Genomic DNA, 12,489 nt, shown 5'->3' with positions numbered 1-12,489 from the left:
CTTCACCCCATAAAGGTCACGCTGCGCCGGTCGCAAAGCCAATGCCTGATCAACAACGCGCAGGGCTTGCGATGGCCGCCCGTCCCAACGGTAGCCATCCATGAGCACGCGCATCAGATAAAAATTCTCGGGCTGTTGCTCAAGCAAAGCTGCCGCTTGTTCCAAGGTTGCCCGGCGGGCCGATGCATCTTCTGCAATCACTGCGCTACGATAGTCCGCCAGCACCTTCACCGCATCAGAGGCCGGTGTTGGCGCTTCGGCCGCGGCCTCTAGCACAGCCGCACTGTGACGCTCGAATTCTCTCCAGTCCTGCAAATCAAACGTGATCTCACTGAGCGCGACACGCCCTTCGAGATCATCGGGGTATTGTTCGACCAACCGCAAATACTGGCGGTAAGATCCACGGACATCGCCGCTTTCACGTAACAGCCGTGCGTAGGTCTGCCGTGCTTCACGGTGGTTGCTGTTAAATTCGAACACATTGCGCAATTCAACAATCGCGCGGGGGATGTCCCCTTCTTCGATCAGGGTCAGGCCGCTTTGGTAATAGGCCTCCGCCTTTTCCTCTGCAGATTCACAGGCTGCCAAAAACAAGCACACCGTACATGCGAGAAAAAGCTTGGAAAAGAATGTCACGCCTAAAACCCCTGATTTGAAGACTCTTTAAAATCGAGTCGCACACACTACCGGCTTATTATCATGGAGCAAGAAACTACACGAACCGTGCCTGATATCTAAATGAATACAGACACGGTTACCAGATTGTGAACCTAGGATTGGCTAAAAATCAAATCAGCGGGATCAGCACCCTGTGCCGCGCAACACCACACCAAAGGTCTTGGCGATGATTTTCACATCGGTCCGGATCGACAAGGATTTGTCGTAGGCATCATCAAAGAACGCACGATCCACGAAATCACATTCGTTGCGATCAGAGATTTGCCACAGGCCAGTGATGCCCGGGCTCAACCGATAATAGCGCGTACCGGGGTACAGATCCATCTGATCTGTCATCATTGGACGCGGTCCGACAATCGACATATTCCCGATCAGGACATTAAACAGCTGTGGCAGCTCATCCAGCGAGGTCTTGCGCATGAACGCCCCAACGCGGGTGATTCTTGGGTCGGACTTAAGCTTTTGCGTCCGCTCCCACTCGCTGCGCGCCTCAGGGTTTTCCTGCAAGTACTGCACCATGAAGTCATCCGCATTGGAGATCATCGTGCGCATTTTCCACATCCGGAACGAACGCCGATTACGCCCGATCCGTTTTTGTGTGTAAAACGGGGATTTGCCGTCTGTGACGACCAATAGACCCATCAGAACAATAAGAGGCAGCGCGACCGGAAGTGCCAGCAACACAAGTGTGATGTCGAGCGCGCGTTTTGCGATGTTGCGGTAGACGTACTTACCAAGGGCGCGTCTTTTACGGCGCTGGCTCGATACTAAGATGTCTAAGTTCTGAATGGTATTGGTATCAATTGTCATATTTACCTACACCGGAAAACACCCGGCCCTATCTGACTACACTCGCCACATACTGATAATTGTGACTAAACAAAATTTTCATAGCTTTTTAATAAACCATTTCGAATAAAGATACCAAATCTTGATGAAAAAAGAGACGGCTTTGTAAATAGTACCAAAAAATCAGCAGTAGATATACGTCAGGCCGCGATAACTCCCCTATAGCGTGCATATTGAGGCGATGACTCTGCCACCAAACCCCTCTTTTCACGGCAGGGCCCTTCAATTCTAACGGGTTTTCAGACGTATAAGGGCCTTCAATACGGGGGGGCATGCTGTGCAGTTCGAATCACCGTGAACGCGCGGTGCCTGCGCCTCAAATCTGCATCCCACCGCAAACAGCTGCTTGAACGGCGTTGCCCGCCTGGGTATTTGACACCGCGCGCGTGCCGCCATTGCCACGATCCCCCTCAAAATGTAGAAAGATTGCCCAAAAGGCAGCATCTGGGCCCGTTAGGCCCCGCGACTGGCAACTGCATCTTAATTTTACCGTAGTTATCTGCTAGAGGCTCACCTAAATATGCGCAGTTGTGCTTGGTGCACGTGCAGCCTACATGACACTGTCCAGCGTTTCGGGTGAAAGTACTCTTGGTTACAGAATTATATACGCAGTTCTATGGCTTTAGCGAGCGGCCCTTTACCTTGCTCCCCGACCCGGATTTCATCTTCTGGTCGAAAGCCCACCGCCGCGCGTTTTCGGTGCTCGATTACGGGATTCAAACCCACGCGCCGCTGACCGTCGTGACCGGAGAGGTTGGCGCAGGCAAGACGACGCTACTGCAGCACCTGCTCAAAGATCTCGACGAAAGCAAAACTGTCGGCCTCATTTCCAACGCCCAGGGAAACCGCGGCGATCTGTTGCGGTGGATTTTGCATGTCTATGGAATCGAACCCGATTCTTCGGGCGACTATGTCGCGCTGTTCCGCCAGTTCCAAAACTTTGTGATCGATGAATATTCGATGGCGCGCAACGTGCTGTTGATCATCGACGAGGCACAGAACCTGTCTATCGAGGTGCTGGAAGAGTTGCGCATGCTGACCAACATCAACTCTAACAAAGATGAGCTTTTACAGCTGATCCTGGTCGGCCAACCCGAGTTGCGCAGCAAAATCCAACGCCCCGAATTGCGGCAATTCGCCCAGCGGGTTTCTGCCTTCTACCATCTTATGCCGATGGACGCCGACACAACCACCGATTACATTCGTCACCGTCTGCAGCATGTGGGGGGGTCTGGCGACGAAATCGCGCCAGACGCCATTGCCAAGATTTTCGAAGAAACCGGGGGTATCCCGCGGATGGTCAATAAGTTGAGCGATATCACATTGGTATATGGTGCCTCAGATGGCCTGAAGGTTGTTGGCGGCGATACTGTCGAGGAAATCTTGGAAGATGGCCTGTTCATCACATCGCAGAAATTCGCCGACCCGCTCCGCCTGACGGACCGGGTCGATACGCATAAAAAGGTGCATTAATGTCGATTGATATCCGCTTTTATCGCAAGATGGCCTTGCGCCGGCTGCCCGCGATGACCGTGCTGTTCTTGCTGTGTGCTGGGGTGGGCGTCATTCTCGCCATTAAATTGCCGACGACTTACGCCTCTAGCGCGCGCCTTTTGGTAGAAAGCCAGCAGATCCCGGGGGAATTGGCAACCTCGACCGTGTCCACAGATACGCCCGAACAGCTCGAGATCATTCGGCAACGGCTCATGACGCGGGCCAATCTGATTGATGTGGCCAATAAGTTGAATGTGTTTCCCGCATCCGACGGCCTGACCCCTGACGACGTCTTCCGCAGAATGCGCAGTGCAACATCTGTTAAAACAAGCGGCCGGCCTATTGTCGTTTCTATTTCATTCGAAGCGGGCACGCCCCGTGCGGCGACGGCTGTCGTCAATGAATTTGTGACCTTTATCCTGTCGGCCAACGCAGAATTCCGCACCGGCGCCGTCGATGACACCCGCGACTTTTTCGAACAAGAGGTCAACAATCTCAACCGTGAACTTGAACTGCAAAGTGAGCGGATCCTGGCGTTCAAGAATGCGAACGCCAACGCCTTGCCCGACAATCTGGAATACCGGCTTAACCGGCAATCCACGTTGCAAGCCCGGCTCACCCGCGCAGAGCGTGAACGCGCAATCCTACTTGAGCAGCGCCAGCGCATCGAAACGCTCTACGAGACCACCGGACGTGTCACCCAAGAGCAAAACAATCTCTCTCCCGAAGAACGTCAGTTGGGTCAGCTCGAAACAGAGCTAAACAACGCATTGCTTGTCTATTCGGCAACCAGCCCTCGGGTGCGCGTGCTGCAAACACGCGTGGAGCAGCTGACCGAGATCGTCAGAGCCCAAAAAGGCGCTGGAGCCGCAACAAACGAAGCCGACACACAGGCCTCGCTGTTTGAGATTACCATCGCCGAGGTTGACGGCAAGATCGCCGAACTTGAAACAGAGCTCACCAAGCTACAGCAAGACCTCGACGATCTGGCCGCAAGCATCCGTGCGACACCGCAAAATGACATCGCCCTTCAATCTCTGGAACGCGATTATTCCAACGTGCGCGGCCAATATAACAGCGCCGTCTCTCGGCTTGCGCAGGCCCGCATGGGTGAGCGGATCGAATTAGGTTCGAAGGGGCAGCGCATTTCTGTTGTCGAACCCGCCAGCACCCCGCGATCCCCCAGTAGCCCGAACCGGCCGATCATCGCAGGGGGTGGTATTGCCGCGGGCATTGCGGCCGCAGTTGGGTTGTTCTTATTGCTTGAGATGATCAACACGTCGGTGCGCCGCCCTGTAGAGATCACGAATAAGCTGGGGATCACCCCGCTTGCTGCGATCCCGCACATAGAAAGCAAACAACGGCGTCTTTTGCGCATTTTCACTTTTGGCTTTTTGCTGTTGGCAGCACTGGTCGGGGTGACGGTGCTGCTATGGGGTATCGACCAACATTACATGCCCCTGGATATTCTGTTTCAGCGCATCATCACCCGTCTTGGCCTTGGATAAGAGCCTCCCCCACCCCTCTGGCGCAGGGTGCCGGTGGGTTCACAGCAATTAAAGGGACGATCCATGGAGAAACTTCAAAAAGCTCTGCAACAGGCGCGCACAAAACGGGCTGAAGTCAGCGGTGATGCGCAGACCACGCCCACAGATGCGCCAGTGAAACGCGATGTTGCGCTGGATGGGACCTGGGAGTCGCTACCGCTCGCCGAATTGAACAACACCCACCTGACCAATATGCGCGTGGTAACGCGGCACGCCTCAAAGCTTGCCATGCCCTTTGACATTCTGCGCACCAAGATCTTGCTCCAGATGCGTCAAAACAACTGGACCCGCTTGGCGATCACCTCGCCCTCTGCCGCCTGCGGCAAGAGCACGCTTTCGGCCAATCTGGCGCTCGGCCTGGGTCGCCAGAACGAACTGCACTCTATCCTCTTTGAACTGGATCTGCGGCGCCCGTCGCTGGCCAAGACATTGGGCGCGCAGCCCACGCACAACATCGATGAAATGCTTGGTGGTGCGCTCAGCTTTGATCAGCAAGCCATGCGATTGCGGCCAAATGTGGCGGCCTGCCTGTGCAGCGCACCTGTTGAAGATCCAAGCCGCTACATGCTGCACGGCCAAACCAGCGAAATCCTGGATGAGGTCGAAAAGACCTACGCCCCCGACGCCATGCTTTTTGATATGCCGCCGCTGCTCGTCGGAGACGACACCCGCGCGTTCTTGCGCAATGTCGACTGCGCCCTCATCGTGGCGCGCGCCGAAGTGTCGACCGCGACCGAAATCGACATCTGCGAAAAAGAGCTGGGCGAACATACCAACGTGCTGGGCGTTGTTTTGAACCAGTGCCGGCACTTACCGCAAGACGACAACTGTTATGGGTACGGTGCGGACTGACCCAGTCACAAAGCGTTGGGGTCCGCACGGCGCAGCCCGGCCGTTTTGAGACCCGTCTGGATTTTGGGATCGGGATGCAGGTCTTCTACGCCCTGTAGCCGGGCCGGACTTTTCCAAGCCGTTGTGATCTGGCGGCAATGCCAAAACCCGGCGCGATCAGAAGACACGGTTGTCCGCTGACGCAATTTATTCAGACGGTGCACGCTCCAACTGGCCCAAAACAGCGGCCCTCTTGGGCGCACACAATATTTGGTCGGGCATTGGTCAGGGACAGACCGGGCGCAAATGTGATCGGCGTGTCTGATATCGGTGCGCCCCTCCTGCACATCTGGATAACGCCAAGCGCCATTGAAGCGCACCACGCCCAAAGGGTGCCGCACGGCCCTGTCAAAGATCGACTCGCCATTGTCGGTCCAAACCAATTCATCCACATCGCATTGCAATACGGCACGGGCTTGCCTGAGAAACCGCAGCCGCGCGATATTCAAAAGTGACATTTGCAGGAACCCGCCATCAAAGCTGGATCTGCCGCCCGCAGTGACGCCTTGTGCCCGGAAAGGCAAAGGCGCCGATACCAGCGTAACCTGCGCCAGCCCGGCACGGCTCAATGCATCCAATATATCATCAGGGCCATAGCGATCCGAGCCGTTGTCAAAGAACAAAACCGCCTGCATGCCATGTTGCTGCACATGATACCTTGCGTAATCCTCGATCCAGGCGAGATCGTTGTTGCGCGATAGCAAAAGCCCGGTATTGAGCCCGGCAAAATCCACCCCGTCTTGGCGGCTCGACACGCCCGACCCAATGTCTTGTCCTTCAATATCTAGATGCACCCGCACAGGTTTGCGGTGAGCCCGGATGCGCACGATCACATGGTGCTCTTGCTGTGTGATCTTCAGTTTCGCGACGGGCACCCCATCCAACATCAACCGCCCCGCCGCGATTAGATCGTCCAACCCATACAGTCGCGGACAGATCAACCGCAACGTGCCGCGATGCCAGATCGCATCGTACCACAGGGTCGTGTCATCATAGCGGGCGGGGTCTTCGCCCGGTGCCAGTGTAAAGTTAGGCGGAAAATCTCGGCGGCGCGTGGTGTTTTCAAGGCTGCAAGTCGCCAGCTGCGCCACGCAGGCCTTAAATTCGGTATTGGTCATGTTTCTTTGATCTTTCCCTGAAGCCCGCGCCGGATCATACCCAAAAAGTTTTTGAAATTGACAGGCAGACGGTTCTGCAGCGCGGCGGCCCGCAAATGCAGCCCGCGGTATCGGGGTGTCGGCAAGCCCATCAGGCGCAACCCAGCCAACCGGGCAACCAGCGCCCGTTTGCGCCCAGATTGCCCCGGTTGGATCTCTGCCAAACCGGTGCTGTCAAAATCGGCAGTGGCCAATCGACCGGCCGTTTCAGCCGCCCGCATAAGATCGCGCCCGGTCTTGGTCCGGACCACCATCAAGCTGATGCCGTCTTGTTCTTCGAACAAAGGATACCCCCGCGTGTCGGTCTCCCAGGCGTCGGCACAGACAATATCGGCGGCCATGCCAACGCCATCAGCACAGACCTTGCAGCGATGTTGCACATGTTTCGACAGGATTTTACCCCAGCTGTCGTGATAGCTCATTTGTCGGGTGGTGCCGTCGCGTAGGGTCGCGGTGGCGAACCCCGGCCAGCCCTGCCCGCGATAGCGAAACGCGGTCACATCATCACGCGGGGCCTCCAACGCATCCAGCACCGCAGCCGCTCCTTTGAGCGACGGCACACCAGCACAGAAAAAGGACATCATCACCGGAATACGCGCATTGACCCGCGGGTCATGCAGCGCCAATGCCCGCAAGGCAGCGACATCGCAGGGTTTCCCAACGAAGGCATGGCGCTTTTGCCCATCCAGAAGCGCGGACAGATCGGCCAGCGGGCTGGATGGGGCATACCGTGATCCCGCCGCCTGCAGCACGTCCTGGCGCGTCATGGAAACAACTGCCGCGTTTCCGGTCGGGGGCGTTTGGGCGGCGGCGGTCTGCACCACACTGTCCACGACACCGCTTTCGATCAGATGTGCCAACACCGCCGAAAGCGCCCCACCAGAGGATGCCGCGTGGCGCATCGCGGGGTCTGTTGCCCACCCCTGACGCATCTCTAGCACCGGCCCCCACAGCGCATCATCGGGACGTTCCTGCACATCTACCGTTTGGCCAACACCGGGGCAGATCGCCGCAATACGTGCTTCCGCATCAGCAGGCACCTGACCGTGTTGGCGCGGGCGCAAGAAACCGTGGCCCGAAAGTTCCATCGTGATGGCTTCAGGAGCCACCAGCGCACAACCACCGCATCCAGCGCACAGGGCGCCCCGCGCGACTTTTGCAAGTGTAGGGGAAACATCCGACATAGAACCAACCATTACTAATATAACTTCATGCGTCATCGCTATTTAAAGGTCGCACGTCAATACGCAGTACCGCTTGCACGCGACAGACCCGCATTTGGGCCACGCATAGGGCTATTTCCCAAGCACACCTGCAATTTGATATAAAAGCTATCATGACACCTCGCCCGATCTGTTTGCACGTGAGATACCATAAAAGCACAACCACATCGTTACAGCACACCAAGTTTTGCTCAGAGCGCGGCCTGTGGCCCATGGCGAATATCGGGGCGGCCTGGGCCATTTAAAACGCCATGAGGTTGCATTGATATTGACGCCATCTGGGTGTTCAATATCAAGGGCCTGTCCCCCTGCGGGAGGCACACACGCATCTCCACCCGAAACCTGGTTTCATGGTGGCCTTGCTCATTTTTAACGGTTCGGGGATGTCCACCGCAATGCATATTGAAACAGCTGTGGACCCAACAGGCGACGGTAAAATTGCGGTTATTGGTCTGGGCTATGTCGGGCTACCTCTTGCCGTTGAGTTCGGCAAAACACGGCCGGTGATCGGTTTTGATATCAGTGCAGATCGCGTAGACGCATTGCGTCAAGGCCAGGATCACACCCGCGAGGTCTCGTCCGACGAATTGGCCACCGCTGACCATCTCGATTTCACCTCTGATCTGAGCGCCATTTCCGACGCGTCCATTTATATCGTAACGGTGCCGACACCCGTCGATGCGCACAAACGCCCAGATCTGACGCCCCTGTTGAAAGCTTCTGAAACTGTGGGCCAGGTGCTGTCTCCGGGCAACATCGTCATCTACGAATCCACAGTCTATCCGGGTGCCACAGAAGAAGATTGTGTGCCCGTTTTGGCGCGCGTGTCAGGCCTGACTTTCAACCAGGATTTTTTCTGTGGATATAGTCCAGAACGTATCAACCCCGGGGATAAGGCCCACCGCCTGACCTCGATTTGCAAGGTCACCGCGGGGTCTACACCGCAGGTCGCACAGGTCGTTGATGCACTTTATGCCTCTATCGTGACGGCCGGGACCCACAAGGCTCCAAATATCCGCGTGGCAGAAGCTGCCAAGGTCATCGAAAACACACAACGGGATCTAAACATCGCGCTGGTCAATGAGTTAGCGATGATCTTCAACCGCATGGACATCGACACAGAAGCGGTTCTGCAAGCCGCTGGCACCAAATGGAATTTCCTGCCCTTCCGCCCTGGTTTGGTGGGTGGGCACTGCATTGGCGTTGACCCGTATTATCTGACCCACAAAGCCGCAGAGATCGGTTATCAGCCCGATGTGATCTTGGCGGGGCGCCGGGTGAACGACGAGATGGGCGCCTATGTCGCAGGTCGGCTGGTCAAGACCATGCTGCGCAAGGGGATCAATGTGGGCGAAGCGCGGGTGCTGGTTTTGGGGCTGACGTTCAAGGAAAACTGCCCCGACCTGCGCAACACCAAAGTGGTCGATGTCGTTTCAGAGCTGCATGATTATGGCGTCGCGGTAGATGTCCACGACCCTTGGGTCGATCCTACAGACGCCCTACGAGAATACGGCCTAACGCTCGAAACCACCCCCCGCCACGGACAGTATGACGGCATCGTCCTGGCCGTGGGGCATGACATATTTCGCGCGATGACCTCAGATCAGCTGCGCAGCTATGGGCGGGATCCTCACGTGCTGTTCGATCTCAAGAGCAGTCTGCCTCGCTCTGAAAGCGACCTGCGGCTGTAGCACACTGGCACCTATTGGGGGCGTATGCGGGAGAGTGTAGAATTCTACGCGAAGCGGCGAGGACACGTTCTCCCGCAAACGACCCCTTGAACCACCCCCCTATTCAGTCTTAGCTGTCGCCCTTGAGCCCCAAAAACGAACAGAGCCAGCATGCTAAAACGGTGGATCGCCAAAAAGAACGACAGCATGATGTTGCGGCTGCTGCGCGAAAATTTCCAGCTGCAGGTCTTTAACTACGGGATCGCCATTGCTGCGATGGTCGTGATTGCTGTGACAACCGCGCTGACGGCGTGGATCATGCGCGACATTATCGATTCCATGATGGTGTCGGCCGATAACACCCAGGTTTTTATCGTGGCAGGCGCTGTTGCGCTGATTTTCTCTGTTAAAGGGGCGGCGACCTACATTCAGGTCGTGTTTCTAAGCCGCGCGGGCAACAGCATCGTCGCAACCCAACAACGCAACCTTTATGACCGCATCCTGCAGCATGGGGTGTCGTTCTTTAACGACCAAGATTCGTCGAACCTGCTGATGCGGGTCACCCATTCCGCACAAGCCGCCCGGTCGGTGATCGCCACGTTGGTGATGGGCTTTGTGCGCGATCTGCTGACGTTATTGGGTCTGATCGCGGTGATGATCTACCAACAGCCGACCTTGTCATTGTTTGCTCTGGTCTTCGGGCCTATTGCTTTGTTGGGTGTGCGCCGCCTGCTGAGCCGTGTGCGCAAGATCATGGAGGCCGAAATGATCTCGATGGCCGAGATCATCAAGGTGGTGCAAGAAACCTCTATCGGGATCCGCGTGGTCAAGGCCTTTGCCCTTGAAGACCGTATGGCCGCCCGCATGGACAGTGCCGTCAGCAACGTCGAAAGCCGCGCCAATGCGCTGTCCCGGCTAGAAGCCGCCACCAGCCCCTTGATGGAAACGCTATCAGGGTTTGCCATTGCAGCGGTGGTGGCGCTGAGTGCGGTCAATTTGTTTGGCGACACCGCCAACACCCCCGGCGAGCTGATGTCGTTTGTGACGGCCTTGCTGATGGCCTATGAACCGGCCAAACGGCTGGCGCGCATGCGGATCAGCCTAGAGGCCGGTATGATAGGGGTTGGCCTGATGTATCAGGTGCTGGATACCCCCGTCCCCGTGGTGCAAACCGCAAACCCAGTGGATCTGCCCCATGGGGCCACCGCCGTCGGGTTTCACGATGTCGGGTTTGCCTATGATGATGGCAGCGCCATTCTGGGCGGGCTTGATCTGACCTTTGAGGCGGGGCAAACAACCGCGCTTGTGGGGCCTTCGGGTGGGGGCAAATCGACGATCATGAATTTGATCATGCGCCTTTATGACCCCACATCGGGGCATATAGATATCGGCGGTTGCGATCTGCGCGATGCCACGTTCCGGTCTTTGCGGCAGAAAATCGCCTTTGTCGGGCAAGAGACGTTTTTGTTTTCAGGCACGGTTCAGCAAAATATCGCATTGGGCCGCGAAAACGCCACGCAAGACGATGTCATTGCCGCCGCCAAGGCCGCGAATGCGCATGATTTCATCGTCAAACTCAACGCGGGATACGACACTGATGTGGGCGAAAACGGTGGAAACCTATCTGGCGGGCAGCGCCAGCGGGTGGCCATTGCGCGGGCCATTCTGCGCGACAGCCCGATCTTGTTGATGGACGAAGCCACAAGCGCGCTGGATTCTGAATCCGAACATCTGGTCAAGGAAGCCCTAGACCGTCTGACCAAAGGCCGCACCACCATCGTGATCGCACACCGCCTGTCTACAGTGATCAACGCCGACAAAATCGTTGTGATCAAAGACGGTCGCGTCGCAGAGGCCGGGAAATTGGCCGACCTGCTGGCCCAAGACGGGTTGTTCCGCAAATTATACGATCATCAGTACAACCAAACCACGCCCTAACAAGCCCCCACAGGCCAGTAATCAAAGCGCCGCGCGCACCCTGCTCAACGCGTCGCTCAAGAGCTGCTGCGCCAACTGTGTGTCTTTTGTCTCTATATAGACCCTAAGTTCGGGTGCATTTCCCGATGGCCGCACATGGATCACATCCCCATCCGTCAAGATCATGCGCATCCCATCTGTCAGATCCAGACGGGCTTCGTCTTTGCCCATAAGAGCCAGAAAATCGGCACGTGTTTGCGGGTTCTGTTGCCATTGCGCCAACAGAGCTTGGCTTTTGTCTTGCGCGATGTTTTGCAACCGGTCTGCCACAGTCACCACTGCCGGTTCCTGCGCCACACGGGCGCGCAGACCACCGTCTTGACTGGCGTATAGCACCGTCAAAATAGGCAATGTACAGTCACGGGTCGCAAGGGGGCTAAGTGGGCCGGCCGGGCCTTGCGCCTCAAACCCCAGCAAGAACCCGCCATTGGCTTCATAGCCTACGACATCATCCGCGCCCGCCATCGCAGCGATCACATAAGGAGACCCGATTTGCGTCAACCGCACGTCTTTGATGCCTTTCAGCGTGATCCCACTGTTTGAAGATATCGGGGTCACAACCACCTGCGCGTGCAACGTTTGCGCCGTGATTTGGCCCAAAATATCGCCCGGAACGATACGCCCCTGCGCGTCCGCCATCAGGGGCCTGTCTGAATCTCCATCCGTTGAAACCAAGGCATCAAGGCCATGCGTCTTCACCCAATCCGCAATCTGGGCGCGCACCTCCGGATCAACCGCTTCGGTATCGACAGGTATAAACGTCTCTGAGCGGCCCAGTTCAAGGACCTCGGCGCCCAGATCCTTCAAAATGTGGATCAAAACATCACGCCCCACCGCGCTATGGCTATAAACACCAATGCGCTGACCAGACAATGCACCCGTGCCAAAGGCGTCTACATATCGTGCTATGTAGCGGTCTGTCGCCTTTGTATCAGTGTCTAAAGCCCCCTGCGCGATGGTTTCAGGTGTCTCTGTATTCCCCAAATGCGCCAAGATCGCAGCT

At 56.6% G+C, this 12,489-nt stretch carries 9 protein-coding genes and 1 pseudogene; 5 read left to right on the top strand and 5 right to left on the bottom strand.

Going from position 1 to position 12,489, the window contains the following annotated elements; genetic code table 11:
* Both ABJQ89_RS07015 and ABJQ89_RS07010 read right to left on the bottom strand, forming a co-directional pair.
* A pseudogene (locus tag ABJQ89_RS07015) lies at positions 1 to 636 on the bottom strand (hypothetical protein); the annotation flags it as partial.
* A gap of 165 nt (positions 637 to 801) precedes the next feature.
* Positions 802 to 1,488 carry a sugar transferase gene (locus ABJQ89_RS07010; RefSeq protein ID WP_348407033.1) on the bottom strand — a complete coding sequence of 229 codons (687 nt, stop codon included), beginning with the start codon at positions 1,486 to 1,488 and terminating at the stop codon, positions 802 to 804.
* Positions 1,489 to 2,115: 627 nt separating this feature from the next.
* Here ABJQ89_RS07010 and ABJQ89_RS07005 point away from each other — a divergent pair.
* From ABJQ89_RS07005 to ABJQ89_RS06995, 3 genes are all read left to right on the top strand, one after another.
* Positions 2,116 to 3,000, top strand: coding sequence for an AAA family ATPase (locus tag ABJQ89_RS07005; protein WP_348495546.1), 885 nt, complete (start codon positions 2,116 to 2,118; stop codon positions 2,998 to 3,000).
* Positions 3,000 to 4,529, top strand: coding sequence for a lipopolysaccharide biosynthesis (locus ABJQ89_RS07000; RefSeq protein ID WP_348407035.1), 1,530 nt, complete (start codon positions 3,000 to 3,002; stop codon positions 4,527 to 4,529). The genes ABJQ89_RS07005 and ABJQ89_RS07000 overlap by 1 nt, the downstream gene beginning before the upstream one ends.
* Positions 4,530 to 4,592: 63 nt before the next feature.
* Positions 4,593 to 5,420, top strand: a complete 828-nt coding sequence (locus tag ABJQ89_RS06995; RefSeq protein ID WP_348407036.1) for a CpsD/CapB family tyrosine-protein kinase — start codon at positions 4,593 to 4,595, stop codon at positions 5,418 to 5,420.
* A 5-nt stretch (positions 5,421 to 5,425) separates the two neighbouring features.
* On the opposite strand, the gene ABJQ89_RS06990 is transcribed toward ABJQ89_RS06995, so the two are convergent.
* Entirely contained in the window at positions 5,426 to 6,577 is a 1,152-nt protein-coding gene (locus tag ABJQ89_RS06990) for a hypothetical protein (RefSeq protein ID WP_348407037.1), read from the bottom strand.
* The gene (locus ABJQ89_RS06985; protein WP_348407038.1) at positions 6,574 to 7,800 is read right to left on the bottom strand and encodes a Coenzyme F420 hydrogenase/dehydrogenase, beta subunit C-terminal domain; all 1,227 of its coding nucleotides are present in this window, start codon (positions 7,798 to 7,800) and stop codon (positions 6,574 to 6,576) included. Before ABJQ89_RS06985 ends, ABJQ89_RS06990 begins: the two co-directional genes overlap by 4 nt.
* 434 nt (positions 7,801 to 8,234) lie before the next feature.
* Between ABJQ89_RS06985 and tviB the strand changes: the two genes are divergently transcribed.
* Both tviB and ABJQ89_RS06975 read left to right on the top strand, forming a co-directional pair.
* Positions 8,235 to 9,530, top strand: a complete 1,296-nt coding sequence (tviB, locus tag ABJQ89_RS06980; protein WP_348407039.1) for a Vi polysaccharide biosynthesis UDP-N-acetylglucosamine C-6 dehydrogenase TviB — start codon at positions 8,235 to 8,237, stop codon at positions 9,528 to 9,530.
* Positions 9,531 to 9,680: 150 nt separating this feature from the next.
* Positions 9,681 to 11,447: an ABC transporter ATP-binding protein gene (locus ABJQ89_RS06975; RefSeq protein WP_348407040.1), complete on the top strand. Its 1,767-nt coding sequence runs from the start codon at positions 9,681 to 9,683 to the stop codon at positions 11,445 to 11,447.
* Positions 11,448 to 11,468: 21 nt separating this feature from the next.
* Here ABJQ89_RS06975 and ABJQ89_RS06970 read toward each other — a convergent pair.
* Positions 11,469 to 12,489, bottom strand: a 1,021-nt coding sequence (locus ABJQ89_RS06970; protein ID WP_348495545.1) for a phosphomannomutase, incomplete at its 5' end; no start/stop codon positions are given.

The organism is Planktotalea sp. (genome assembly GCF_039984035.1).
Lineage (GTDB): Bacteria > Pseudomonadota > Alphaproteobacteria > Rhodobacterales > Rhodobacteraceae > Planktotalea.
The sequence above is the reverse complement of the archived record's forward strand: the minus strand, read 5'-3'. Positions and strand labels throughout refer to the sequence as shown.